Source organism: Streptomyces poriferorum (genome assembly GCF_019399235.1).
GTDB lineage: Bacteria > Actinomycetota > Actinomycetes > Streptomycetales > Streptomycetaceae > Streptomyces > Streptomyces poriferorum.
Genome location: NZ_JAELVH010000056.1, coordinates 1 through 22,315 on the forward strand (window position 1 = coordinate 1; position 22,315 = coordinate 22,315).

Consider the following 22,315-nt stretch of genomic DNA (forward strand, 5'->3'; position numbering starts at 1 on the left):
GACCCCACCCCCACCCACCGGACAGGGGCATGCCGCACCCCGCGGAGCACCCGCACCACCCAAGCCCGTCCGGCGATTGAGGACGGAACCCCGCACCCCGGACCGGGACAAGGTCATCGCGCCCGGGACACCCGCCGCTCGTCCCACACCGGCTCCGTCGTCTCCCGTACGACCCCGTCCGAGCCGAACACCAGGTACCGGTCGAAGGACTTCGCGAACCACCGGTCGTGCGTGACCGCCATCACCGTCCCGTCGTACACCTCCAGGCCGTCCTGGAGGGCCTCCGCCGACTCCAGGTCCAGGTTGTCGGTCGGCTCGTCCAGCAGCAGAGCCGTCGTGCCGGCCAGCTCGAGGAGCAGGATCTGGAAGCGGGCCTGCTGACCGCCGGACAGCTTCTCGAACGGCTGGTCCCCCTGCCGCTCCAGCTCGTACCGCCGCAGTACGGACATGGCGCCGCCCCGGTCCTTGGCCTGCTCCGTCCACAGGATCTCGACGAGTGTCTTGCCCAGCAGCTCCGGATGGGCGTGGGTCTGCGCGAAGTGTCCGGGCACCACCCTGGCCCCGAGCTTCCACTCCCCCGTGTGCGCCACCGGCTCGCCGGCCAGCAGCCGCAGGAAGTGCGACTTGCCCGACCCGTTGGAGCCGAGGACGGCGACCCGCTCCCCGTAGTAGATCTCCAGGTCGAACGGCTTCATCAGGCCGGTGAGCTCCAGGTTCGTGCAGGTCACAGCCCGCACCCCGGTCCGGCCGCCGCGCAGCCGCATCTTGATGTCCTGCTCGCGCGGCGGCTCCGGCGGCGGGCCGGCCTCCTCGAACTTCTTGAAGCGGGTCTGCATCGCGTGGTAGCGGTTCGCCATGTCGGGGCTGTTCGCCGCCTGCTGCCGCATCCGCAGGACGAGTGCCTTCAGCCGGGCGTGCTCCTCCTCCCAGCGGCGCAGCAGTTCCTCGAAGCGCGCGAAGCGCTCCTTACGGGCCTGGTGGTACGTGGCGAAGCCGCCGCCGTGCACCCAGACGTCACTGCCGGCCGGGCTGGGCTCCACGCTGACGATCTTCTCGGCGGCGCGGGAGAGCAGCTCCCGGTCGTGGGAGACGAAGAGGACCGTCTTGCGGGTCTCCTTCAGCTTCTCCTCCAGCCAGCGCTTGCCGGGGACGTCCAGATAGTTGTCCGGTTCGTCGAGCAGCAGCACCTCGTCGGGCCCGCGCAGCAGCGCCTCCAGCACCAGCCGCTTCTGCTCACCGCCGGACAGCGTGCGCACCTCGCGCCACTGCGCCTTCTCGTACGGGATGCCGAGGGCGGCCATGGTGCACATGTCCCAGACGGTCTCGGACTCGTACCCGCGCGCCTCCGCCCAGTCGCTCAGTGCCTGCGCGTACGTCATCTGCGCGGCCTCGTCGTCGGTGGTGAGGATCAGCTCCTCGGCCCGGTCGACCGCCTGCGCGGCCTCGCGGATCCGGGGCTGGGCGACGGACACCAGCAGGTCCCGCACCGTGCGCTCGTCGCGCACCGAGCCGACGAACTGCTGCATCACGCCGAGCCCGCCGCTCACCGAGACAGAGCCGCCGTGCGGCTGGAGCTCCCCGGCGAGCAGCCGCAGCAGCGTGGTCTTACCGGCGCCGTTCGCCCCGACGAGGGCGACGACGGCACCGTCCGCGACACGGAACGAGGCATCGCCGAGCAGTACCCGCCCGTCCGGTAGGTAGTACTCGAGATGGCCTGCTTCAAGATGTCCCATGCACAGCATTGTCACGGGCGGCGAAGCCCTGGCCCAACCGGATTACCCAGGGCCTAGGATTCGGCGCATGAGCTTTGGGCAAGGGGGGCCCTCCTGGGGGCCCGGGGGCACTGGGACTCCGGACTGGGCGGCACTGGCCGAGGCATCGGCCGCACGCGCCAGGCGCAAGAGGTGGCTGATGATCGGCGGGGGCGCGCTGGCCACCGCCGCGGTCGCCGCGATCGTGGCGACCGCGGTCATCTCGACCAACAAGAACGACTCCGGCGGCTCGTCCGGCAAGAACGCGAGCCAGCTGCCGTCGGCGACCGATCTGCCCAGCCAGACGGCGCAGCCGGAACCGTCGTTCTCATCGGTGGCCCCGGCACCCCCGCCGGATCCGAAGGACTACATATCCGACGTGCGGAAGGACCGGGCGCCCGTCACCGTGGACGCCTTCTTCCCCGGCAAGAAGCTGACGATGGGTGACCGCGTCTACTCCAAGGGCGCGACGCACCGCACCACGAAGTGCGCCACGACCACCCAGGGCGCACTCGGCACGATCCTCACGAACAACGGCTGCGACCAGGTCGTCCGGGCCACGTACAGCCGCAGCGGCGTGGCCGTGACCATCGGCCTCGCGGTCTTCGAGACCGAGGCCCAGGCCAAGAAGGCCGCCCAGCAGGCCAGCGGGGGCCTGGCCTCGCTGAGCGGGGCGGGGGTGCCGACGTTCTGCCGCGGCGGCGCCGTCTGCCGTCGCACGGCCAACTCCTACGGCCGGTACGCCTACTTCACGGTGGGCGGCTTCACCAGCGGCAAGAACGTCACCAAGGCCGACAAGAACGTGTTCGCCGTCGGCGACGACCTGACGGACTTCACGTTCCGCCAGATCCGTCACCGCGGCGAGGTCCAGGCCTCGGCCGCCGCCACCGCCCCCGTCACCTGACCGCCCGTCCTTCGGTTCAGCCACCCTCCCGGATGCGGAGAACCGCTGCTGTGCGTCTCGTCTTCCTGGTCTCCCTCCTGCGCATCCTGCGCCACCGCGACGCCATCGGTGCCGACCTGGCGCCCGACGAGGCGGTGGTCCTGGACCCGCCGGACGCCCCGCTGCGCGCGGCCCTCACCGCGGCGACGGCCGGCGACCACGGCCCGGCGCGGGAGCTCCTCGCCTCGACCCGCGCGCACGCCCAGTGGGAGCGCAGGGACGCGTACGTGAGCCGGCTGGCCAGGACCGCGCTGCACCACGACGGCTGGCTGGACGCCTGGCTGGCCGAGTCCCCCGACGCCCCCGACGCACTCCTCGTCGTCGCCGACTTCCACCTCCACCAGGCGTGGAAGGTACGGACGAGCGCCCGCGCGAAGGACGTCGAACGGGACCAGTTCCAGGCCTTCTTCGCGCTCCTCGAGGACGCCGTACCGGTCATCGGCGCCGCGGCCGAGCTCAACCCCGCGGACCCGGTCCCCTGGCGCATCGCGCTCACCCACGCCCGCGGCACGCAGGCCCCGCGCGAGGTCTTCGACGCGTACCTCGCCGAGGCCGAGGCCCGCGACCCGCACCACTTCGGCTGCCACGCGCAGGCGCTCCAGTACCTGTGCGCCAAGTGGTACGGCTCGCACGAGGAGATGTTCCGGTACGCGGAGCGGGTGGCCGCCTCCGCCCCGCCCGGCTCCAGGCTGCACGCGCTGCCGCTCCAGGCCGCGCTGGAGTACCGGCTGTCCGAGGCGGACGAGCCCGAGGGCCCCGACCCGTACGGACCGAAGGTGGACGCGGCCCTCACCCGCGCCCTGTCCCTCTCCGACACCTACGACGGGGCGGGCGACCGCGAGGCCGCCGGATTCCGCAACGAACTGGCCCTGCTGCTGATCATGTCGGACCGTCCGGCCGAGGCCCTCGATGTGTTCCGGTCCATCGGCGTCCACGCCACCGAGTACCCGTGGAACCGGCTCGGCGACCCCCGTGCCGAGTTCCTCGAAGCCCGGTCCGACGTGCGGCTGGACCTCGCCTCACGGATCCCGCTCTTCGGCCGCCCGCCCCAGCCGCCGGCCGTGGCCCCCGACTGGGCGGCCCTCACCCCGCGTGCGGTCGCGATCGTCCCCGCACCCCCGGCCACGGTCGCCCAGGCGGCTCTGATCTGCGGCTTCTCACTGCGTACGGCCCCGGCGCGCGAGGGCTACAGCTATGTCGAGGTGGTCCCCGAGGCCACCCGCGGACGACGGGCGGCGCTGCTCCCCGAGGAGCCGCTGACCGCGGCGGCGGAGACCTTCACCACGGGTGAGACCTGGCCCGCCCTGGTACTGCACCGCACCCCCGAGCGCTGCACCGTCACCGCCCTCCACCAGGGCCGGCAGATCGCCACGCACACCTGGGACGCCGAGTCCCCCGCCCCCGACCACGCCGATGTGCAGGACACCGCCGGGGACCTCGCCCGTCTGTTCCGGGTGGCGGACCCTCGCCCGCTGGCCCACATCCTGCGCGCCACCGGCGACCCGGTGCGCCACCAGGCCGGTCTGGTGACCGCGCTCGGTCTGCCGCCCGTCCCGCCCGGCTTCGGCGGCGACACCGAGATCCTCGGCGGGATCCCGGGCGCCCGGGTCCAGGTCCGCCGCTCCATCCTGGCCGGGATGCGCGACACGATGACGACGAGCACGGGCAGCCACCCGTCCGCGCCAGGTGACGGAGCCCCGCGGACGGCCCGCTGGTGGCTGACGCGTACCGCCGCGCTGGCGCTCGTGGGCACGGGCGCGGTCGTCGCATGGTGGAGCCCGCGGATCGGCTGGTTCCGGGCCTCACTGCTGAGCGGCGCGGCGCTCTACCTGGCGGGCTCCCTCGCCTCCGCGCTGCGCCGGCGCGGCCGTACGGCGTCCTGACCGGACGTCAGCAGCAGCCGGCCCCCGGAAGCGTCCGCACGTTCCGCGCCTCCACCGCCCTGGCGGCGAGCAACTCATCGGCAGGGTAGGCGACTTCCTCCAGCGTCAGCCCGTGCGGCCGCACCACGTGCACCCCGGGATCGCGCACCCGGGCGGCGAGTACCTCGGCCGGCCACGGATACGGACGGCGCCCGTCCCCCACGAACAGCATCGCCCCGACCAGTGCCCGCACCATGTTGTGGCAGAAGGCATCGGCCTGCACGGTCCCGGTGATGATCCCGGACGCCTCGTCACGTACCCAACTCAGCTTCTGCAGCGTCCTGATGGTCGTCGCACCTTCGCGCTTCTTGCAGTACGCGGCGAAGTCGTGCTCCCCCGTCATGCGCGCCGCCGCCGCGTTCATCGCGTCGAGGTCCAATTCCCGGTCGTGCCAGAGCACATGGCCGCGCACCAGCGGATCGACGCCACCGGGCGCGTCCGACACCCGGTACGCGTACCGGCGCCACAGGGCCGAGAAGCGGGCGTTGAACCCGGCCGGCGCCTCCTCGATCCGCCGGATCCGCACATCCGGCGCCATCCGGCCGGCCATCCGCCGCAGCAGCATCGACGCGTGCTCGGCCCACACCTCGGCCGGCAGGTCCACGTGCGCGACCTGCCCCCGCGCGTGCACACCGGCATCGGTACGCCCGGCCACGGTCAGGTCGTAGGTGCGCGAGGAGCGGGTCACGGTCCGCAGCGCACCCTCGATCTCCCCCTGGACGGTCCGCCGGCCGGTCTGCTTCGCCCAGCCCGAGAAGTCCTTGCCCTCATAGGCCAGGTCCAGCCGCACCCGCACGAAGCCGGGCTCCACCACGTCACTCACAGCAGCGATCCTCTCAAGATCCGTACACAGCGAAACGGGCCCGCACCGCCCCGAAGGGTGATGCGGGCCCGTCCCAGAGGTCTCAGAACGCTCAGGCGTCCTTGGACTCCTCGTCGGCCTCGGCCGGCTTGGCGTCCTCGACGGACTCGACCGGGGTCTCGTCCTTCTTGAGGGCGTCTTCCTTGACCGCACGCTTCGTGGCGGCCTCGGCCTCACCGGTGGCGGCCTGCGCCACGGTCAGGGCCTCGACCAGCTCGATGACGGCCATCGGGGCGTTGTCGCCACGACGGTTGCCGATCTTGGTGATACGGGTGTAACCACCGGGGCGGTTCTCGTACCGCGGGGCGATCTCGGTGAAGAGCGTGTGCACGATGCCCTTGTCCGTGATCGACTGCAGCACCAGGCGACGGTTGTGGATGTCGCCCTTCTTCGCCTTGGTGATGAAACGCTCGGCGACCGGACGCAGGCGGCGGGCCTTGGCCTCGGTCGTGGTGATGCGGCCGTGCTCGAACAGCGACTTCGCAAGGTTATTGAGAAGAAGCTTCTCGTGCGCAGCGCTGCCGCCCAGACGGGCACCCTTGGCGGGCTGAGGCATGGTTTTCTCCTTGTGTGCTGCACCGGCCGTATCAGGTACCGGTGTCAGTTCCCGTGAGGCGGTCGCCACACGGAAGTTCAGTGCGCCGTCCGGACCCGAAATTCAGGCCCGGCCGGCGATTGAGGACAAAGCCCTCGCCCGGCCCGGAGCGCCCGTCAAGGACAGGCACCCCGGCCGGAGGCGACTCAGTACTGCTCGGTCTCCACGAAACCGGCGTCCGCGTCGTCGTCCGCGCCGAACGCGTCGGCGGCGGCGGTCGGGTCGAAGCCGGGAGGCGAGTCCTTCAGCGCCAGGCCCATACCGGCCAGCTTCGCCTTGACCTCGTCGATCGACTTCGCACCGAAGTTGCGGATGTCGAGCAGGTCCGCCTCGGAGCGGGCCACGAGCTCGCCCACCGAGTGGATGCCCTCGCGCTTGAGGCAGTTGTACGACCGAACGGTGAGCTCGAGCTCCTCGATCGGCAGGGCCAGATCGGCAGCCAGCGCGGCGTCCGTCGGCGACGGGCCCATGTCGATGCCCTCGGCGTCGATGTTGAGCTCGCGCGCCAGACCGAACAGCTCGACCAGGGTCTTACCGGCCGACGCCATGGCGTCACGGGGACGCATGGCCTGCTTGGTCTCGACGTCGACGATCAGCTTGTCGAAGTCGGTGCGCTGCTCGACACGGGTCGCCTCGACCTTGTACGTGACCTTGAGCACCGGCGAGTAGATGGAGTCGACCGGAATCCGGCCGATCTCCTGGCCCACCTGCTTGTTCTGGACGGCGGAGACGTAGCCGCGACCGCGCTCGACGGTCAGCTCCATCTCCAGCTTGCCCTTGCCGTTCAGCGTGGCGAGGACGAGGTCCGGGTTGTGGACCTCGACACCGGCCGGCGGGGCGATGTCAGCAGCGGTGACCAGGCCGGGACCCTGCTTGCGCAGGTACATCACGACCGGCTCGTCGTGCTCCGAGGAGACGACCAGCTGCTTGATGTTGAGGATGAGGTCGGTCACGTCCTCCTTGACGCCCGGCACGGTGGTGAACTCGTGCAGGACACCGTCGATACGGATGCTGGTGACAGCGGCACCCGGGATCGAGGAGAGGAGCGTGCGGCGCAGGGAGTTGCCGAGCGTGTAGCCGAAGCCCGGCTCCAGCGGCTCGATGACGAACCGCGAGCGGAACTCGTCAACGACCTCTTCGGTCAGCGACGGACGCTGAGCGATAAGCATGTGTGAATCCTTCAGTCGTGGGCGCCCACTATTTGACGCCCGACAGATGAAACAAGGATACGGGCGGTATGCCCCCGAAGGGGCATACCGCCCGAACCCACGCTATTGATCATGCACGGCCGTCACCGGCCGTTGCGGATCAGACGCGGCGACGCTTCGGCGGACGGCAGCCGTTGTGCGGCGTCGGGGTGACGTCCTGGATCGAACCGACCTCCAGGCCCGTGGCCTGCAGGGAGCGGATCGCGGTCTCGCGGCCGGAGCCCGGACCCTTGACGAAGACGTCAACCTTGCGCATGCCGTGCTCCTGCGCGCGGCGGGCGGCCGACTCGGCGGCCATCTGCGCGGCGAAGGGGGTGGACTTGCGCGAGCCCTTGAAGCCGACGTGGCCGGCGGAGGCCCAGGAGATCACGTTGCCCGAGGGGTCCGTGATCGAGACGATGGTGTTGTTGAACGTGCTCTTGATGTGGGCGTGCCCGTGAGCGACGTTCTTCTTTTCCTTGCGACGCACCTTCTTGGCTGCGCCCTGACGACCCTTGGGGGGCATGTCTTGACTCCAGATGGAGAGGGGAGGTGATCGGTCCTACAGCGAAGACCGCTGGATACTGCGGATGTCCGGAGATCCGGACGCTCGCAGTGCGTCCGCTGAGGACTACTTCTTGCCCGGCTTCTTCTTACCGGCGATCGCGCGACGCGGACCCTTGCGGGTACGGGCGTTGGTGCTGGTGCGCTGACCGTGGACCGGCAGACCGCGACGGTGGCGGATGCCCTGGTAGCAGCCGATCTCGATCTTGCGGCGGATGTCGCCCTGGATCTCGCGGCGAAGGTCACCCTCGGTGCGGAGGTTGGCGTCCACGTACTCGCGGATCTTGACCAGGTCCTCTTCGGCCAGGTCACGAACGCGGGTGTTGGGGTTCACGCCAGTGGTGGCGAGGATCTCCTTGGACCGGGTGCGCCCGATACCGAAGACGTAGGTGAGGGCAACCTCCACGCGCTTTTCGCGCGGGATGTCAACACCTGAAACGCGTGCCATTCAATGGCTCCAGTTGTTATTTCGGGGGTCTTCCGCAATGCCACTCCCGACCGCCGACCTCTCGCTGGGAGAGGTGGTACGCCCGGGTCTCCGGCCCCCGCCGGAGGTGTCGTCAGCCGTGGCTTGGACGGGCACTGCGTATGTACGTTTACGTGCGTCGCGCGAAGTACTGCGAGATGCGAGGGGGTCGTGCGTCAGCCCTGGCGCTGCTTGTGGCGCAGGTTGTCGCAGATGACCATGACCCGACCGTGACGGCGGATCACCTTGCACTTGTCGCAGATCTTCTTGACGCTCGGCTTGACCTTCATGGGATGTCAGGTTCTCCGGGTCAGTGCCACCACCCCGCCGAAACGGGATGTGGGCAAGATCTACTTGTAGCGGTAGACGATCCGGCCACGCGTCAGGTCGTACGGGGAGAGCTCCACCACGACCCGGTCGTCCGGGAGGATACGGATGTAGTGCATCCGCATCTTGCCGGAGATGTGCGCGAGGACCTTGTGACCGTTCTGGAGCTCCACCCTGAACATGGCGTTCGGGAGAGACTCGATCACGGTGCCCTCAATTTCGATGGCACCTTGCTTCTTGGCCACGCTTCGCCTTTCGAATCGGCTACCTTGATCGACTTTCGTCACTCGTATGCGGACACACGGATGCACGAGAGCCGACGAGTCAGTCTACGTCAGCGGACTCCAAAAGACGAATCCGTCAAGTTTGCCCACCCCGGCTGATCCTTAGACCTCCGGGTGGCCGTCAATCACCCCAGAGGGTCGGGCACCGGCCGCCGGGGCGAACACTCACCTCAGAGGGTCGGGCGCCGCCCGCCGGGACGGAACGCTCACCCCAGAGGGTCGGGCGCCGCCTCCACCCCGTACTGCGCCAGCCTCTCGCGGCCGCAGTCCGGGGCGGTCAGGACCAGCGGGCCCTGCTCCGTGAGCGCGATGGAGTGCTCCCAGTGGGAGGACCAGGTGCCGTCGGTGGTGATGACGGTCCACTCGTCCTCCAGCACCTCGGTGCGGGCCGTGCCGAGGGAGACCATCGGCTCGATGGCCAGGCACAGGCCCGGGACCAGCTTGATGCCCTTGCCGCGCTTGCGGGCGACGTAGTTCAGCAGGTGCGGGTCCATGTGCATCTCGGTGCCGATGCCGTGCCCGCCGTAGTCCTCGATGATTCCGTACTTGCCCGTCGCCGGACGGGGCTGGCGGCGGATGTAGGTCTCGATCGCCTTCGAGATGTCGACCAGGCGGTTGTTCACCTTCATCGCGGCGATGCCGGCCCACATCGACTCCTCGGTCACCCGGGACAGCTCGATGAGTTCCGGAGCGTGACCGGTGCCGACGAAGGCCGTGTAGGCCGCGTCGCCGTGCCAGCCGTCGATGATCGCGCCGGCGTCGATGGAGATGATGTCGCCGTCCTTGAGGACGGTCTTGTCGTCCGGGATGCCGTGGACGACGACCTCGTTGACCGAGGTGCAGATCGTCGCGGGGAACCCGCCGTACCCGAGGAAGTTCGACTTCGCGCCGTGGTCGGCGATCACCTTGCGGGCGACCTGGTCCAGGTCCTGCGTGGTGGCGCCGGGAACCGCCGCCTCACGGGTGGCCGCGTGGATGGCAGCGACCACCAGCCCCGCCTCACGCATCTTCGCGATCTGCTCGGGGGTCTTGATCTGCACCATGCTGCGGCGCCTTTCCGGGAGGTGAAGGGGCGGGTAATCCACGATACGGCGGCAAACAGTCGGCCGCGGCGCCCAAGGACGCCGCGGCCGACTTCACTGCATGTACTGCGGGGTGTTCTCTCAGCCCTTGTCGGACTTGAGAGCCTCCATGGCCCGCTCGGTCACGTCGGTGACCTTGCCGAGCGCGGAGATGGTGACCACCAGGTTCTGCGCCCTGTAGTAGTCGATGATCGGCTCGGTCTGCGTGTGGTAGACCTCGAGCCGGGTACGGACCGTCTCTTCGCTGTCGTCGTCGCGCTGGTACAGCTCGCCGCCACAGGTGTCGCAGACACCCTCGGTCTTCGGCGGGTTGTACGTCACGTGGAACACGTGCGCGCTCTCGTTGCGGCAGACCCGGCGGCCCGCGATGCGCTTCACGACCTCGTCCTCGGGGACTTCGAGGTCGAGTACCGCATCCAGCTTTACGCCCTCGTCCTTGAGCATCACATCGAGAGCCTCGGCCTGACCCACGTTGCGCGGGAAGCCGTCGAGCAGGAAGCCGTTGACCGCGTCCGGCTGGGACATGCGGTCCTTGGCCATCCCGATCGTGACCTCGTCCGGCACCAGCTGCCCCGCGTCCATGTAGGCGCGGGCCTGCTTGCCAAGGTCAGTGCCCTGGCTGATGTTGGCGCGGAAGAGGTCGCCCGTGGAGATGTGCGGAATCGACAGGTTCTTGGCAAGGTACGCAGCCTGCGTTCCCTTGCCGGCACCCGGCGGGCCGACGAGGACGATTCGCATCAGCGGAGGAACCCTTCGTAATTGCGCTGCTGGAGCTGACTCTCGATCTGCTTCACGGTTTCCAGACCCACACCCACGATGATGAGGATGCTCGTCCCGCCGAACGGGAAGTTCTGGTTGGCTCCACCGAAGCCTGCCAACGCCATCGTCGGCACAAGAGCGATCAGACCCAGATACAGCGAGCCCGGCCAAGTGATCCTGTTGAGCACGTAGCTCAGGTACTCGGCAGTAGGTCGACCTGCCCGGATACCCGGGACGAAGCCACCATACTTCTTCATGTTGTCGGCGACTTCCTCGGGGTTGAACGAGATCGCCACGTAGAAGAAGGCGAAGAAGACGATCAACAGGAAGTACGTCGCCATGTAGTACGGGTGGTCGCCCTTGACGAAGTGGTCCTGGATCCAGGTCGCCCAGCCCGCGGTGGAGTTGGAGAACTGGACGATCAGGGCCGGGATGTAGAGCAGCGAAGAAGCGAAGATGACGGGGATCACACCCGCCTGGTTCACCTTCAGCGGGATGTAAGTGGACGTACCACCGTACGACCGGCGTCCGATCATGCGCTTCGCGTACTGCACCGGGATCCGGCGCTGGGCCTGCTCGACGAAGACGACGAGGGCCACCATCACGAAGCCGATCAGGATGACGGTGGCGAACTCGATCCAGCCGTCCGCGAGCTTGCCGCTCGTCTTGATGGCCCACAGGGCGCCGGGGAAGCTGGCGGCGATCGAGATGAACATCAGGATCGACATGCCGTTGCCGATGCCGCGGTCGGTGATGAGCTCACCGAGCCACATGACGGCGGCGGTGCCGGCGGTCATCGTGATGACCATGACGACCGTCGTGAACATCGACTGGTTCGGGACGATCTGGTCGGCGACCGGGCAGCCGCTGAAGAGCGCACCGCTGCGTGCGGTGGCGACCAGACCGGTGCCCTGCAGGATGGCGAGCGCGACCGTCAGATAACGCGTGTACTGCGTGATCTTTGCCTGGCCGGACTGCCCCTCCTTCTTGAGCGCCTCGAGTCGGGGAATCACCACGGTCAGCAGCTGAAGAATGATGCTGGCCGTGATGTACGGCATGATGCCGAGCGCGAAGATCGTGATCTGCAGCAGTGCACCACCGCTGAACATGTTCACCAGGCCGAAGAGGCTGTTGTTGCCCTTACTTGCCTGATCAACACAGGTCTGGACGTTCTCGTAGCTCACTCCCGGTACCGGGATGTGTGCCCCGAGCCGGTAGAGCACGATGATGCCGAGCGTGAAGAACAGCTTCTTGCGCAGGTCGGGCGTCTTGAACGCCCGGGCGAACGCGGTGAGCACGGTGCCTCCTGCGACCCCCGCGCAATGCGTAGAGGTGACGGTCTTGAGGTTCGATGAATACGTAATAGCCAAAGGGCCCAAGGCGCTTGCGCCCAGGGCTTACCACAGCAACGGAGGACACCTTACCGGCGTACATGCCCCCCTAGGAACGACCAACCGGGGATGCCCCATATGAGAGGCATCCCCGGTTGGATGTTCAGGCCACCGAATGGTCCGAGTTGTCTCAGACGAGCTCGGTGACGGTGCCGCCGGCGGCGGCAATCTTCTCCTTGGCGGAGCCGGAGACGGCGTCAACCGAAACCTGCAGCGCCACGGAGATCTCGCCCTGTCCGAGGACCTTGACGAGGTGGTTGTTGCGCACAGCGCCCTTGGCGACCAGGTCGGCCACCGTGACCTCTCCACCCTCGGGGTAGAGCGTCGCGAGCTTGTCCAGGTTCACGACCTGGTACTCCGTGCGGAACGGGTTCTTGAAGCCCTTGAGCTTCGGGAGACGCATGTGGAGGGGCATCTGGCCACCCTCGAAGCGCTCCGGAACCTGGTAACGGGCCTTGGTGCCCTTGGTACCACGACCAGCGGTCTTACCCTTGGATGCCTCACCACGACCCACACGGGTCTTGGCGGTCTTGGCACCCGGGGCAGGCCGGAGGTCATGCGCCTTCAGCGGCTTGTTCTCCGCCATGTCAGTCGACCTCCTCAACCGTCACGAGGTGGCGGACGGTGTTAGCCATTCCGCGGAACTCGGGGCGGTCCTCCTTGACAACCACGTCGTGCAGGCGCTTGAGCCCGAGCGAACGCAGGGTGTCGCGGTGGTTCTGCTTGCTGCCGATGTACGACTTCGTCTGCGTGATCTTGAGGCGAGCCATCACACACCCGCCGCACGAGCACGAAGGAGAGCCGCGGGAGCCACGTCCTCGAGGGGCAGACCACGGCGAGCCGCGATCTCCTCGGGACGCTGCAGGCCCTGGAGGGCCGCCACGGTCGCGTGCACGATGTTGATCGGGTTGGAAGACCCGAGCGACTTCGACAGGATGTCGTGAACGCCGGCGCACTCCAGAACGGCGCGCACCGGGCCACCCGCGATCACACCGGTACCGGGGGAAGCAGGCTTCAGCAGAACGACGCCCGCAGCCTTCTCGCCCTGGATCGGGTGAGGGATCGTGCCCTGGATACGCGGAACCTTGAAGAAGCTCTTCTTGGCCTCTTCAACGCCCTTGGCGATGGCCGCGGGAACTTCCTTGGCCTTGCCGTATCCGACACCGACGCTGCCGTCGCCATCGCCCACCACGACGAGCGCGGTGAAGCTGAAGCGGCGACCACCCTTTACGACCTTGGCGACGCGGTTGATCGCGACGACACGCTCGACGTACGCGGTCTTCTCGGCGGCGCTGGGGCCACCGTCACGGCCCTTCCGGTCCCGCCGCTCGCCGCCACCGGCACCGCTTCCGCGGCGCTGGGGTCCAGCCATTGGAATTACCTCTCTCTGTTACGTCCGCTGTGCGTAGGAACCGGGGCTTAGAACTTCAGCCCGGCTTCACGGGCGGCGTCAGCCAGAGCGGCAATCCGCCCGGCGTACTGGTTACCACCGCGGTCAAACACGACGGCCTCGACGCCTGCGGCCTTGGCGCGCTCGGCGACCAGGGCCCCGACCTGCTTGGCAAGGGCGCTCTTGTCACCCTCGCCACCGCGGATGGAAGCGTCAAGCGTCGACGCCGACGCGAGCGTGTGGCCCGCGATGTCGTCGATGACCTGAGCGACCATGTGACGGTTCGAACGCGTCACAACCAGGCGCGGACGCTCGGGCGAACCCGAGATGTGCTTCCGGACGCGGATGTGGCGGCGCTTGAGGGCGGCACGCTTGTAGGCGTCACCCTTGGCAATCTTTACACCGTATGCCATGGCTTACTTACCCGCCTTTCCGACCTTGCGGCGGATAACCTCGCCGGCGTACTTGACGCCCTTGGCCTTGTACGGGTCAGGCTTCCGCAGCTTGCGGATCTTCGCCGAGACCTCGCCGACCTTCTGCTTGTCGATGCCCTCGACACTGAACTTCGTGGGCGACTCGACCTTGAAGGTGATGCCTTCGGGGGCCTCGATGAGGATCGGGTGGCTGTAGCCCAGGGCGAACTCCAGATTGGAGCCCTTCGCCTGGACGCGGTAACCGACTCCGCTGATCTCGAGCGCCTTGATGTATCCCTGGGTCACGCCGGTGATCATGTTCGCCACCAGCGTGCGGGACAGGCCGTGAAGGGCCTTGTTCTGACGCTCGTCGTTCGGGCGGACGACGTTCAGAACGCCGTCCTCACCCTTCGTGACCTCGATCGGCGCTGCAACGGTGTGCGAGAGGGAACCCTTGGGGCCCTTCACCGCGACCGTGCGGCCATCGATGGTGACGTCCACACCGGCGGGAACCTGGATGGGGAGCTTGCCGATTCGCGACATGAGCTATTCCTCCGTTCCCGACTACCAGACGTAGGCGAGGACTTCCCCACCTACGCCCTTCTTGCTGGCCTGCTGGCCGGTCAGGAGACCGTGGGACGTGGAGATGATCGCCACGCCCAGGCCGCCGAGAACCTTCGGCAGATTGGTGGACTTTGCGTATACACGCAGACCCGGCTTCGAAATACGCTTGATGCCGGCAATCGAACGCTCGCGGTTCGGACCGAACTTCAGGTCGAGCACGAGGGTCTTGCCGACCTCGGCGTCCTCGACCTTCCAGCCGGTGATGAAGCCCTCCTGCTGGAGGATCTCCGCGATGTGCGACTTGATCTTGCTGTGCGGCATCTTGACGTCGTCGTGATACGCCGAGTTCGCGTTACGCAGACGCGTGAGCATGTCTGCGATGGGATCAGTCATGGTCATGAGTTGGCCTTCGGCCTCTCTCGCCGGGGTTTCCTGTATGCGCCATCCCTCTCCCCACTCAGTGGCGGGACGGGTGCGGTGCGGGGACCTACGGCGTAGTAAGTCGGTCTTGGGCGGCAGGCGCCCAACCACACAAGCCTACGGCATGTGAGGCCGGGATCCTGCCGACCAGATACTTACCGAGAGCTTCCGGGTAATCCCAACGCCCAAAGGGCGAAGGAGAGTTACCAGGAGCTCTTGGTCACGCCCGGCAGCTCGCCACGGTGAGCCATCTCACGAAGGCACACGCGGCACAGGCCGAACTTGCGGTAGACGGAGTGGGGCCGGCCGCAGCGCTGGCAGCGGGTGTACCCGCGAACGCCGAACTTCGGCTTACGGGCGGCCTTAGCGATCAGGGACTTCTTCGCCACGGTCAGTTCTCCTTGAACGGGAAGCCGAGGTGACGAAGGAGGGCACGACCCTCGTCGTCATTGGTCGCCGTGGTGACCACGGTGATGTCCATGCCCCGGACCCGGTCGATCTTGTCCTGGTCGATCTCGTGGAACATGACCTGCTCCGTGAGACCGAAGGTGTAGTTGCCACGGCCGTCGAACTGCTTCGGCGACAGGCCACGGAAGTCACGGATACGCGGAAGCGCGAGCGACAGCGTACGGTCCAGGAACTCCCACATGCGGTCACCACGGAGGGTGACGTGGCAGCCGATCGGCTGCCCCTCGCGCAGCTTGAACTGCGCGATCGACTTGCGGGCCTTGGTGACGGCCGGCTTCTGACCGGTGATCGTGGTGAGGTCGCGCACGGCGCCATCGATCAGCTTGGAGTCGCGGGCGGCGTCGCCCACACCCATGTTGACCACGATCTTGACCAGACCGGGAACCTGCATGACGTTCTCGTAGGAGAACTCCTCACGCAGCTTGCCGGCGATTTCCTCGCGGTAGCGCGTCTTGAGACGCGGCGCAGTGGTGGTAGTCATCAGATGTCCTCACCGGTGCGCTTGGCAACGCGGATCTTGTTGCCCTCGTCGTCAAAGCGGTAGCCGACGCGAGTAACGACCTTGTTGCCGTCCTTCTCAACAACCAGCTGCACGTTGCTGACGTGGACGGGGGCCTCGGTCGTCACAATGCCACCGGTCTGCGAACCGCGAGCGGTCTGACCGGCCTTGGTGTGCTTCTTGACCCGGTTGACACCCTCGACGAGGACGCGGTCCTGAGCAGGGTAGGCAACGATGACCTTGCCCTGCTTGCCCTTGTCCTTACCGGTGATGACCTGAACCAGGTCGCCCTTCTTGATCTTCATGCTTACAGCACCTCCGGCGCGAGCGAGATGATCTTCATGAACTTCTTCTCGCGCAGCTCACGGCCCACCGGGCCGAAGATACGGGTGCCGCGGGGGTCGCCGTCGTTCTTCAGAATGACGGCGGCGTTCTCGTCGAAGCGGATGTACGAGCCATCCTGACGACGACGCTCCTTGACGGTGCGAACGATGACGGCCTTGACGACGTCACCCTTCTTCACGTTGCCACCGGGGATCGCGTCCTTGACGGTGGCGACGATGACGTCACCGATGCCCGCGTAGCGGCGACCCGAGCCACCGAGAACACGGATGGTGAGAATTTCCTTCGCACCCGTGTTGTCGGCGACGCGCAGTCGCGACTCCTGCTGGATCACGTCTATCTCCTGATCGTCTGCCGGTTCCCGGCGGGGGCTGCTCCGTTACCGGAGCGAACCCCCGCCGAGCCTGGCGGAACCTGCCTGAGGGGAATGCCCCTCAGGAATTACTTGGCCTTCTCGAGGATCTCGACGACGCGCCAACGCTTCGTGGCGGACAGCGGCCGGGTCTCCATGAGGATGACACGGTCGCCGACGCCGGCGGCGTTCTGCTCGTCGTGAGCCTTGAGCTTGCTCGTACGGCGGATGACCTTGCCGTACAGCGCGTGCTTCACGCGGTCCTCGACAGCGACGACGACGGTCTTGTCCATCTTGTCGCTGACGACCAGACCCTCACGGGTCTTACGGAAACCGCGGTCAGTGTTCGTCTCAGTCACAGTCTTCTCGCTCATCAGACGCTCTCCACCGTCTCGATGCCGAGCTCGCGCTCGCGCATCAGGGTGTAGATCCGGGCGATGTCCTTACGGACGGACTTGAGCCGGCCGTGGTTCTCGAGCTGTCCGGTCGCCGCCTGGAAGCGGAGGTTGAACAGCTCTTCCTTGGCCTCGCGGAGCTTGTTGAGGAGCTCCTCGTTGCCCAGCTCGCGCAGCTCGGACGTCTTGGTACCGGCCGACATCACGACTCACCTGCCTCGCGCCGAACAATCCGGCACTTCATCGGAAGCTTGTGAGCAGCGCGGGTGAGCGCCTCACGAGCAATCTTCTCGTTCGGGTAGGACAGCTCGAACATCACCCGACCGGGCTTGACGTTCGCGATCCACCACTCGGGAGAACCCTTACCGGAACCCATGCGGGTCTCGGCAGGCTTCTTCGTCAGGGGGCGGTCCGGGTAGATGTTGATCCAGACCTTGCCGCCACGCTTGATGTGACGGGTCATCGCGATACGAGCGGACTCGATCTGACGGTTCGTCACGTACGCCGGCGTCAGCGCCTGGATGCCGTACTCGCCGAACGCAACCTGCGTGCCACCCTTGGACATACCGCTGCGCTTCGGGTGGTGCTGCTTGCGGTGCTTGACCCTACGGGGGATCAGCATTTCGGTCAGGCCTCCGTTCCGGTGCTCTCAGCCGCCGGAGCAGCGGCGGTCGCCTCGGCCTTGGGGGCCTCGGCGGCCGGAGCCGACTGCTGCGGCTTGCGGCCACGACCGCCACGCTCGCCACCACGGCCACCGCGGCCGGCCGGACGGTCAGCGCCGCCACGGGCCGGGCGGTTGCCCGCACGGGCAGCAGCGTTCTCGGCGCGGACCTCGGCGATGTTCTTGACGTCGCCCTTGTAGATCCAGACCTTCACGCCGATGCGGCCGAAGGTCGTCTTGGCCTCGAAGAAGCCGTAGTCGACGTTCGCACGGAGGGTGTGCAGGGGCACGCGGCCCTCGCGGTAGAACTCCGAGCGGGACATCTCGGCGCCGCCGAGGCGACCGCCGCACTGGATCTTGATGCCCTTGGCGCCGGCCTTCATCGTGCTCTGCATGCTCTTGCGCATGGCACGACGGAAGGAGACGCGGGAGGAGAGCTGCTCGGCGACGGCCTGGGCCACCAGCTGAGCGTCGACCTCGGGGTTCTTGACCTCGAGGATGTTCAGCTGGACCTGCTTGCCGGTCAGCTTCTCCAGCTCGCCACGGATGCGGTCGGCCTCGGCGCCGCGGCGGCCGATGACGATGCCCGGGCGGGCGGTGTGGATGTCAACGCGGACGCGGTCGCGGGTGCGCTCGATCTCAACCTTCGAGATGCCGGCTCGCTCCATGCCCTTCGTCATCATGCGACGAATGGCGACGTCTTCCTTGACGTAGTCCTTGTACAGCTTGTCGGCGTACCAACGGGACTTGAAGTCCGTGGTAATGCCGAGCCGGAACCCGTGCGGGTTTACCTTCTGGCCCATTACCGGGTTCCTTCCTTGCTGCTGACGACCACGGTGATGTGGCTGGTCCGCTTACGGATCCGGTAGGCACGGCCCTGAGCACGCGGACGGAACCGCTTCAGGGTCGGGCCCTCGTCCACGTACGCCTCGCTGATGACCAGCGAAGAGGCGTCAGGGTGGTCGTAGTTGTGTGCAGCGTTGGCAATGGCGCTGTCAAGCACCTTGCCAACCGGCACGCTCGCGGCCTGCGGGGCGAAACGCAGGACCGCCTGAGCCTCCGTGGCATCCATGCCACGGATGAGGTCCACCACTCGGCGGGCCTTCATGGGCGTGACGCGGATGTACCGCGCCTGGGCCCTGGCTTCCATGGTTGTCCCTTCGGTGTGAGTCATAGTCGTTTCCACCCCGCGCTAGCGGCGCTTCGACTTCCGGTCGTCCTTGACGTGGCCGCGGAAGGTGCGAGTCGGCGAGAACTCGCCGAGCTTGTGGCCGACCATCGACTCGGTGACGAACACCGGGACGTGGATCTTGCCGTTGTGCACCGCGATGGTGTGACCCAGCATGGCCGGGATGATCATCGAGCGACGGGACCAGGTCTTGATGACGTTCTTGGTGCCAGCTTCGTTCTGGACGTCCACCTTCTTGACGAGGTGGCCGTCGACGAAGGGCCCCTTCTTGAGACTGCGCGGCATCTAAACCCGCTCCTAGCGCTTCTTGTTCGTCTTGCGGCGGCGGACGATGTACTTGCTCGATGCCTTCTTCGGCGAGCGAGTACGACCCTCCTTCTGACCCCACGGCGAGACCGGGTGACGTCCACCGGAGGTCTTGCCTTCACCACCACCGTGCGGGTGGTCGACCGGGTTCATCGCAACACCGCGGACGGACGGGCGAACGCCCTTCCAGCGCATGCGACCGGCCTTGCCCCAGTTGATGTTCGACTGCTCGGCGTTGCCGACCTCGCCAATCGTGGCGCGGCAGCGGGCGTCGACCAGGCGGATCTCACCCGACGGCATACGAAGGTGGGCCATGGTGCCCTCCTTCGCCAGCAGCTGCACGGAGGCACCCGCGGAACGGGCGAACTTCGCGCCGCCGCCGGGCCGCAGCTCGATGGCGTGGATGGTCGTACCGACCGGGATGTTGCGCAGCGCCAGGTTGTTGCCGGGCTTGATGTCGGCGGCCGGGCCGTTCTCGACACGGTCGCCCTGACCCAGGCCACGCGGCGCGATGATGTAGCGCTTCTCGCCGTCCGCGTAGTGCAGGAGCGCGATGCGCGCGGTGCGGTTCGGGTCGTACTCGATGTGCGCGACCTTGGCCGGCACGCCGTCCTTGTCGTGACGACGGAAGTCGATCACGCGGTAGGCGCGCTTGTGGCCACCACCCTGGTGGCGAACGGTCACACGACCGGTGTTGTTACGGCCGCCCTTGCTGTGCAGGGGGCGGACCAGCGACTTCTCCGGCGTGGACCGCGTGATCTCGACAAAGTCGGCGACGCTGGAGCCACGACGGCCCGGGGTCGTCGGCTTGTACTTGCGGATACCCATTTCTCAGTCCTCGTCCGATTCCGGACGACTCGACCTCCGTTAGGAGGTCGGGCCGCCGAAGATGTCGATACGGTCGCCCTCAGCGAGGGTCACGATGGCGCGCTTGGTGTCAGCGCGCTTGCCGAAACCGGTCTTGGTGCGCTTGCGCTTACCCTGACGGTTGATCGTGTTGACCCCGGTGACCTTGACCGAGAAGACCGCTTCCACGGCCTGCTTGATCTGGGTCTTGTTGGAGCCGGGCGCGACGATGAACGTGTACTTGTTCTCGTCGAGCAGCGCGTAGCTCTTCTCCGAAACAACCGGCTTGACGAGAACGTCACGCGGGTCGGAGTAGGTCTTGCTGGTAACGGTCGCCTCACTCATCAGGCGTCGCTCCCTTCGGTCTCAGCGGTCTGGGGGCCAGACACGAAGGACTCGAAAGCGGCCTGGGTGAAGACCACGTCGTCAGAGACGATCACGTCGTACGTGTTCAGCTGGCCCGGGTCCAGGATGTGCACCTGGGGCAGGTTGCGCGCGGAGAGCCACGCGGCCTCGTCGCTGCGCTCGACGACCAGGAGCACGTTGTTGCGCTCCGAGATCTTGCCGAGCAGCGTCTTGACGGCCTTGGTGGAGATACCGCTCTCGATCACGCCGGTGACGACGTGGATGCGGGAGTGACGCGCGCGGTCCGAGAGGGCACCGCGCAGGGCGGCGGCCTTCATCTTCTTCGGGGTGCGCTGCGAGTAGTCGCGCGGCTTGGGGCCGTGCACGACGCCACCGCCGACGAACTGCGGCGCACGGGTCGAACCCTGACGGGCGCGGCCGGTGCCCTTCTGGCGGTACGGCTTGCGGCCACCACCACGGACTTCACCGCGGCGCTTGGTCGAGTGCGTGCCCTGACGGGCAGCTGCCAGCTGTGCGACAACGACCTGGTGGATCAGCGGAACGCTGGTCTTCGCGTCGAAGATCTCCGAGGGGAGCTCGACGGTACCGGCCTTGTCGCCTGCCGGCGAAAGGATGTCAATGGTGCTCATTACCTCAAGCCCCCTTGGCCGCGGTACGGACCAGGACGAGGCCGCCGTTCGGACCGGGGACTGCGCCCTTGATGAGGAGCAGACCCTTCTCCGCGTCAACCGCGTGGATGGTCAGGTTCTGGGTGGTGACGCGCTCGTTACCCATACGACCGGCCATGCGCATGCCCTTGAAGACACGCCCAGGGGTGGCGCAGCCACCGATCGAACCGGGGGAACGGTGCTTGCGCTGGACGCCGTGACCGGCGCCGAGGCCCTTGAAGTTGTGACGCTTCATGACACCGGCGAAGCCCTTGCCCTTGCTCTTGCCCGTGACGTCAACCTTGACGCCGGACTCGAACACCTGGGCGGTGATCTCCTGGCCCAGCGTGTACTCGCTGGCGTCAGGGGTGCGGAGCTCCACCAGGTGGCGGCGCGGAGTCACGTCGGCCTTGGCGAAGTGACCCTTGAGGGGCTTGTTCACCTTGCGCGGGTCAATCTCGCCGAAGGCGATCTGGACCGACTCGTAGCCGTCGCTGTCGTTCGTACGAACCTGCGTCACGACGCACGGACCGGCCTTGACGACGGTCACCGGGACAACCCGGTTGTTCTCGTCCCAGACCTGGGTCATACCGAGCTTCTCGCCCAGGACGCCCTTGATGTTCTTGCTCATCTCGGCCCGTCCCCTCAGAGCTTGATCTCGATGTCGACGCCAGCCGGAAGGTCGAGGCGCATCAGCGAGTCAACCGTCTTCGGCGTGGGGTCGAGAATGTCGATGAGGCGCTTGTGCGTGCGCATCTCGAAGTGCTCGCGAGAGTCCTTGTACTTGTGCGGCGACTTGATGACGCAGTACACGTTCTTCTCAGTGGGCAGCGGCACCGGGCCCGCGACCGACGCACCAGTGCGGGTCACCGTCTCGACGATCTTCTTCGCCGAGGAGTCGATGACCTCGTGGTCGTAGGCCTTGAGCCGGATGCGGATCTTCTGTCCCGCCATGGCTACTAGTAGTCCTGTCTCTCGTAACGCTCTGGAACCCGGGGTTCTAGTAACTCCGCCTCCGACCCACGCGGTCGGGCGTGTCGCATCCCCTCTACGAAAATCTCCCGAAGAAGATCCCAACCAAGGGGGTGCGGGCCTGAGACCGCGCTGCCGGGGGAGGAACCCCACCGGGCGCCTGGCCGGTGCCACACATACGCTTCCCGAAAGATTCCCGTACGTCCGGCCCTACAGGGCCGACGAGTACTGTGGGACTCGCTTCCGGTCCTCCCGGCGGGAGGCGCGCAGCATTGACACTCAACCGAGCAACCTGGTCAGTGTGCCATACGGGGCACGAGCCTGGCCAATCGGGCGGAGGATCTTACCCCCC

General features: G+C 67.2%; 34 protein-coding genes. 2 read left to right on the top strand and 32 right to left on the bottom strand.

Features of this window, described 5'->3' with window-relative positions; translation table 11 throughout:
* Positions 1 to 113: 113 nt before the first annotated feature.
* Entirely contained in the window at positions 114 to 1,733 is a 1,620-nt protein-coding gene (locus tag JGS39_RS42085; RefSeq protein ID WP_219569000.1) for an ABC-F family ATP-binding cassette domain-containing protein, read from the bottom strand.
* A gap of 67 nt (positions 1,734 to 1,800) precedes the next feature.
* Here JGS39_RS42085 and JGS39_RS12865 point away from each other — a divergent pair, with 67 nt between their 5' ends.
* Positions 1,801 to 2,655: a hypothetical protein gene (locus tag JGS39_RS12865; protein WP_219569001.1), complete on the top strand. Its 855-nt coding sequence runs from the start codon at positions 1,801 to 1,803 to the stop codon at positions 2,653 to 2,655.
* 50 nt (positions 2,656 to 2,705) lie between these two features.
* Positions 2,706 to 4,577, top strand: a complete 1,872-nt coding sequence (locus JGS39_RS12870) for a DUF4034 domain-containing protein (protein ID WP_219569002.1) — start codon at positions 2,706 to 2,708, stop codon at positions 4,575 to 4,577.
* Positions 4,578 to 4,584: 7 nt separating this feature from the next.
* Here JGS39_RS12870 and truA read toward each other — a convergent pair whose 3' ends face one another.
* From truA to rpsJ, 31 genes are all read right to left on the bottom strand, one after another.
* Positions 4,585 to 5,439, bottom strand: a complete 855-nt coding sequence (truA, locus tag JGS39_RS12875; RefSeq protein WP_219569003.1) for a tRNA pseudouridine(38-40) synthase TruA — start codon at positions 5,437 to 5,439, stop codon at positions 4,585 to 4,587.
* Between the two features lie 91 nt (positions 5,440 to 5,530).
* On the bottom strand, positions 5,531 to 6,034 hold the full coding sequence (rplQ, locus tag JGS39_RS12880; RefSeq protein ID WP_136328425.1) for a 50S ribosomal protein L17: 504 nt from the start codon (positions 6,032 to 6,034) through the stop codon (positions 5,531 to 5,533).
* 185 nt (positions 6,035 to 6,219) lie between these two features.
* Positions 6,220 to 7,242 (bottom strand): DNA-directed RNA polymerase subunit alpha, encoded by a 1,023-nt coding sequence (locus JGS39_RS12885; protein ID WP_003966937.1) that lies wholly within the window; start codon positions 7,240 to 7,242, stop codon positions 6,220 to 6,222.
* 139 nt (positions 7,243 to 7,381) lie between these two features.
* On the bottom strand, positions 7,382 to 7,786 hold the full coding sequence (gene rpsK, locus JGS39_RS12890) for a 30S ribosomal protein S11 (RefSeq protein ID WP_003956432.1): 405 nt from the start codon (positions 7,784 to 7,786) through the stop codon (positions 7,382 to 7,384).
* A 105-nt stretch (positions 7,787 to 7,891) separates the two neighbouring features.
* Positions 7,892 to 8,272: a 30S ribosomal protein S13 gene (rpsM, locus tag JGS39_RS12895; RefSeq protein WP_014047799.1), complete on the bottom strand. Its 381-nt coding sequence runs from the start codon at positions 8,270 to 8,272 to the stop codon at positions 7,892 to 7,894.
* Between the two features lie 194 nt (positions 8,273 to 8,466).
* Positions 8,467 to 8,580, bottom strand: a complete 114-nt coding sequence (rpmJ, locus tag JGS39_RS12900; RefSeq protein WP_003956441.1) for a 50S ribosomal protein L36 — start codon at positions 8,578 to 8,580, stop codon at positions 8,467 to 8,469.
* Positions 8,581 to 8,640: 60 nt separating this feature from the next.
* Complete coding sequence (gene infA, locus JGS39_RS12905; RefSeq protein ID WP_014047798.1) at positions 8,641 to 8,862, bottom strand: translation initiation factor IF-1; 222 nt, start codon at positions 8,860 to 8,862, stop codon at positions 8,641 to 8,643.
* Positions 8,863 to 9,107: 245 nt separating this feature from the next.
* The gene (gene map / locus JGS39_RS12910) at positions 9,108 to 9,944 is read right to left on the bottom strand and encodes a type I methionyl aminopeptidase (protein ID WP_219569004.1); all 837 of its coding nucleotides are present in this window, start codon (positions 9,942 to 9,944) and stop codon (positions 9,108 to 9,110) included.
* A gap of 120 nt (positions 9,945 to 10,064) precedes the next feature.
* Positions 10,065 to 10,721, bottom strand: coding sequence for an adenylate kinase (locus tag JGS39_RS12915; RefSeq protein ID WP_148020237.1), 657 nt, complete (start codon positions 10,719 to 10,721; stop codon positions 10,065 to 10,067).
* Positions 10,721 to 12,040, bottom strand: a complete 1,320-nt coding sequence (gene secY, locus JGS39_RS12920) for a preprotein translocase subunit SecY (protein WP_219569005.1) — start codon at positions 12,038 to 12,040, stop codon at positions 10,721 to 10,723. Before secY ends, JGS39_RS12915 begins: the two co-directional genes overlap by 1 nt.
* Positions 12,041 to 12,263: 223 nt before the next feature.
* Positions 12,264 to 12,719 (bottom strand): 50S ribosomal protein L15, encoded by a 456-nt coding sequence (rplO, locus tag JGS39_RS12925; protein WP_018550610.1) that lies wholly within the window; start codon positions 12,717 to 12,719, stop codon positions 12,264 to 12,266.
* Position 12,720: 1 nt separating this feature from the next.
* Positions 12,721 to 12,903, bottom strand: coding sequence for a 50S ribosomal protein L30 (gene rpmD, locus JGS39_RS12930; protein WP_024491595.1), 183 nt, complete (start codon positions 12,901 to 12,903; stop codon positions 12,721 to 12,723).
* Positions 12,903 to 13,505 (bottom strand): 30S ribosomal protein S5, encoded by a 603-nt coding sequence (gene rpsE, locus JGS39_RS12935; RefSeq protein WP_219569006.1) that lies wholly within the window; start codon positions 13,503 to 13,505, stop codon positions 12,903 to 12,905. Before rpsE ends, rpmD begins: the two co-directional genes overlap by 1 nt.
* A gap of 47 nt (positions 13,506 to 13,552) precedes the next feature.
* The gene (rplR, locus tag JGS39_RS12940) at positions 13,553 to 13,936 is read right to left on the bottom strand and encodes a 50S ribosomal protein L18 (RefSeq protein WP_219569007.1); all 384 of its coding nucleotides are present in this window, start codon (positions 13,934 to 13,936) and stop codon (positions 13,553 to 13,555) included.
* Between the two features lie 3 nt (positions 13,937 to 13,939).
* Entirely contained in the window at positions 13,940 to 14,479 is a 540-nt protein-coding gene (gene rplF / locus JGS39_RS12945) for a 50S ribosomal protein L6 (RefSeq protein ID WP_024491592.1), read from the bottom strand.
* A gap of 21 nt (positions 14,480 to 14,500) precedes the next feature.
* Positions 14,501 to 14,899, bottom strand: coding sequence for a 30S ribosomal protein S8 (gene rpsH / locus JGS39_RS12950; protein WP_219569008.1), 399 nt, complete (start codon positions 14,897 to 14,899; stop codon positions 14,501 to 14,503).
* Between the two features lie 224 nt (positions 14,900 to 15,123).
* Positions 15,124 to 15,309 (bottom strand): type Z 30S ribosomal protein S14, encoded by a 186-nt coding sequence (locus JGS39_RS12955; protein WP_024491590.1) that lies wholly within the window; start codon positions 15,307 to 15,309, stop codon positions 15,124 to 15,126.
* A gap of 2 nt (positions 15,310 to 15,311) precedes the next feature.
* Positions 15,312 to 15,869: a 50S ribosomal protein L5 gene (gene rplE, locus JGS39_RS12960; protein ID WP_014047789.1), complete on the bottom strand. Its 558-nt coding sequence runs from the start codon at positions 15,867 to 15,869 to the stop codon at positions 15,312 to 15,314.
* Complete coding sequence (gene rplX / locus JGS39_RS12965; RefSeq protein ID WP_018550616.1) at positions 15,869 to 16,192, bottom strand: 50S ribosomal protein L24; 324 nt, start codon at positions 16,190 to 16,192, stop codon at positions 15,869 to 15,871. The genes rplE and rplX overlap by 1 nt, the downstream gene beginning before the upstream one ends.
* 2 nt (positions 16,193 to 16,194) lie before the next feature.
* Positions 16,195 to 16,563: a 50S ribosomal protein L14 gene (gene rplN, locus JGS39_RS12970; protein ID WP_003966950.1), complete on the bottom strand. Its 369-nt coding sequence runs from the start codon at positions 16,561 to 16,563 to the stop codon at positions 16,195 to 16,197.
* A gap of 107 nt (positions 16,564 to 16,670) precedes the next feature.
* Positions 16,671 to 16,955, bottom strand: a complete 285-nt coding sequence (gene rpsQ, locus JGS39_RS12975; protein ID WP_219569009.1) for a 30S ribosomal protein S17 — start codon at positions 16,953 to 16,955, stop codon at positions 16,671 to 16,673.
* Positions 16,955 to 17,179, bottom strand: a complete 225-nt coding sequence (gene rpmC, locus JGS39_RS12980) for a 50S ribosomal protein L29 (RefSeq protein WP_024494976.1) — start codon at positions 17,177 to 17,179, stop codon at positions 16,955 to 16,957. Before rpmC ends, rpsQ begins: the two co-directional genes overlap by 1 nt.
* On the bottom strand, positions 17,179 to 17,598 hold the full coding sequence (rplP, locus tag JGS39_RS12985) for a 50S ribosomal protein L16 (RefSeq protein ID WP_003966953.1): 420 nt from the start codon (positions 17,596 to 17,598) through the stop codon (positions 17,179 to 17,181). The genes rpmC and rplP overlap by 1 nt, the downstream gene beginning before the upstream one ends.
* Positions 17,599 to 17,603: 5 nt before the next feature.
* Complete coding sequence (rpsC, locus tag JGS39_RS12990) at positions 17,604 to 18,440, bottom strand: 30S ribosomal protein S3 (protein WP_219569010.1); 837 nt, start codon at positions 18,438 to 18,440, stop codon at positions 17,604 to 17,606.
* Positions 18,440 to 18,787, bottom strand: a complete 348-nt coding sequence (rplV, locus tag JGS39_RS12995) for a 50S ribosomal protein L22 (RefSeq protein WP_026290933.1) — start codon at positions 18,785 to 18,787, stop codon at positions 18,440 to 18,442. The genes rpsC and rplV overlap by 1 nt, the downstream gene beginning before the upstream one ends.
* A 42-nt stretch (positions 18,788 to 18,829) precedes the next feature.
* On the bottom strand, positions 18,830 to 19,111 hold the full coding sequence (gene rpsS / locus JGS39_RS13000) for a 30S ribosomal protein S19 (RefSeq protein ID WP_015610726.1): 282 nt from the start codon (positions 19,109 to 19,111) through the stop codon (positions 18,830 to 18,832).
* Between the two features lie 12 nt (positions 19,112 to 19,123).
* The gene (rplB, locus tag JGS39_RS13005; protein ID WP_024494973.1) at positions 19,124 to 19,960 is read right to left on the bottom strand and encodes a 50S ribosomal protein L2; all 837 of its coding nucleotides are present in this window, start codon (positions 19,958 to 19,960) and stop codon (positions 19,124 to 19,126) included.
* Between the two features lie 39 nt (positions 19,961 to 19,999).
* A complete protein-coding gene (gene rplW, locus JGS39_RS13010) occupies positions 20,000 to 20,323 on the bottom strand; it encodes a 50S ribosomal protein L23 (protein ID WP_014154589.1) in 324 nt (107 codons plus the stop codon).
* Positions 20,323 to 20,973: a 50S ribosomal protein L4 gene (rplD, locus tag JGS39_RS13015; protein WP_219569011.1), complete on the bottom strand. Its 651-nt coding sequence runs from the start codon at positions 20,971 to 20,973 to the stop codon at positions 20,323 to 20,325. Before rplD ends, rplW begins: the two co-directional genes overlap by 1 nt.
* Before the next feature lie 4 nt (positions 20,974 to 20,977).
* Positions 20,978 to 21,622, bottom strand: coding sequence for a 50S ribosomal protein L3 (rplC, locus tag JGS39_RS13020; protein WP_136328436.1), 645 nt, complete (start codon positions 21,620 to 21,622; stop codon positions 20,978 to 20,980).
* Between the two features lie 14 nt (positions 21,623 to 21,636).
* On the bottom strand, positions 21,637 to 21,945 hold the full coding sequence (gene rpsJ / locus JGS39_RS13025) for a 30S ribosomal protein S10 (RefSeq protein WP_003948644.1): 309 nt from the start codon (positions 21,943 to 21,945) through the stop codon (positions 21,637 to 21,639).
* Positions 21,946 to 22,315: the final 370 nt, after the last annotated feature.

Bases quoted from the DNA above. Each gene is read 5' to 3' on its own strand.
- rpsE (WP_219569006.1), bottom strand. From the start codon at position 13,505: ATGGCTGGACCCCAGCGCCGCGGAAGCGGTGCCGGTGGCGGCGAGCGG.
- rpsQ (WP_219569009.1), bottom strand. From the start codon at position 16,955: ATGAGCGAGAAGACTGTGACTGAGACGAACACTGACCGCGGTTTCCGT.
- rplR (WP_219569007.1), bottom strand. From the start codon at position 13,936: ATGGCATACGGTGTAAAGATTGCCAAGGGTGACGCCTACAAGCGTGCC.
- rplW (WP_014154589.1), bottom strand. From the start codon at position 20,323: ATGAGTGAGGCGACCGTTACCAGCAAGACCTACTCCGACCCGCGTGAC.
- rpmJ (WP_003956441.1), bottom strand. From the start codon at position 8,580: ATGAAGGTCAAGCCGAGCGTCAAGAAGATCTGCGACAAGTGCAAGGTG.
- rplV (WP_026290933.1), bottom strand. From the start codon at position 18,787: ATGGAAGCCAGGGCCCAGGCGCGGTACATCCGCGTCACGCCCATGAAG.
- rpsH (WP_219569008.1), bottom strand. From the start codon at position 14,899: ATGACCATGACTGATCCCATCGCAGACATGCTCACGCGTCTGCGTAAC.
- rpsC (WP_219569010.1), bottom strand. From the start codon at position 18,440: ATGGGCCAGAAGGTAAACCCGCACGGGTTCCGGCTCGGCATTACCACG.
- rplQ (WP_136328425.1), bottom strand. From the start codon at position 6,034: ATGCCTCAGCCCGCCAAGGGTGCCCGTCTGGGCGGCAGCGCTGCGCAC.
- rplP (WP_003966953.1), bottom strand. From the start codon at position 17,598: ATGCTGATCCCCCGTAGGGTCAAGCACCGCAAGCAGCACCACCCGAAG.
- rplO (WP_018550610.1), bottom strand. From the start codon at position 12,719: ATGGCGGAGAACAAGCCGCTGAAGGCGCATGACCTCCGGCCTGCCCCG.
- rpmD (WP_024491595.1), bottom strand. From the start codon at position 12,903: ATGGCTCGCCTCAAGATCACGCAGACGAAGTCGTACATCGGCAGCAAG.
- JGS39_RS42085 (WP_219569000.1), bottom strand. From the start codon at position 1,733: ATGGGACATCTTGAAGCAGGCCATCTCGAGTACTACCTACCGGACGGG.
- rpsS (WP_015610726.1), bottom strand. From the start codon at position 19,111: ATGCCGCGCAGTCTCAAGAAGGGGCCCTTCGTCGACGGCCACCTCGTC.
- rplB (WP_024494973.1), bottom strand. From the start codon at position 19,960: ATGGGTATCCGCAAGTACAAGCCGACGACCCCGGGCCGTCGTGGCTCC.
- rpmC (WP_024494976.1), bottom strand. From the start codon at position 17,179: ATGTCGGCCGGTACCAAGACGTCCGAGCTGCGCGAGCTGGGCAACGAG.
- rplF (WP_024491592.1), bottom strand. From the start codon at position 14,479: ATGTCGCGAATCGGCAAGCTCCCCATCCAGGTTCCCGCCGGTGTGGAC.
- JGS39_RS12885 (WP_003966937.1), bottom strand. From the start codon at position 7,242: ATGCTTATCGCTCAGCGTCCGTCGCTGACCGAAGAGGTCGTTGACGAG.
- rpsK (WP_003956432.1), bottom strand. From the start codon at position 7,786: ATGCCCCCCAAGGGTCGTCAGGGCGCAGCCAAGAAGGTGCGTCGCAAG.
- JGS39_RS12915 (WP_148020237.1), bottom strand. From the start codon at position 10,721: ATGCGAATCGTCCTCGTCGGCCCGCCGGGTGCCGGCAAGGGAACGCAG.
- rpsM (WP_014047799.1), bottom strand. From the start codon at position 8,272: ATGGCACGCGTTTCAGGTGTTGACATCCCGCGCGAAAAGCGCGTGGAG.
- rplD (WP_219569011.1), bottom strand. From the start codon at position 20,973: ATGAGCACCATTGACATCCTTTCGCCGGCAGGCGACAAGGCCGGTACC.
- rplC (WP_136328436.1), bottom strand. From the start codon at position 21,622: ATGAGCAAGAACATCAAGGGCGTCCTGGGCGAGAAGCTCGGTATGACC.
- map (WP_219569004.1), bottom strand. From the start codon at position 9,944: ATGGTGCAGATCAAGACCCCCGAGCAGATCGCGAAGATGCGTGAGGCG.
- rplX (WP_018550616.1), bottom strand. From the start codon at position 16,192: ATGAAGATCAAGAAGGGCGACCTGGTTCAGGTCATCACCGGTAAGGAC.
- rplE (WP_014047789.1), bottom strand. From the start codon at position 15,869: ATGACTACCACCACTGCGCCGCGTCTCAAGACGCGCTACCGCGAGGAA.
- JGS39_RS12865 (WP_219569001.1), top strand. From the start codon at position 1,801: ATGAGCTTTGGGCAAGGGGGGCCCTCCTGGGGGCCCGGGGGCACTGGG.
- rpsJ (WP_003948644.1), bottom strand. From the start codon at position 21,945: ATGGCGGGACAGAAGATCCGCATCCGGCTCAAGGCCTACGACCACGAG.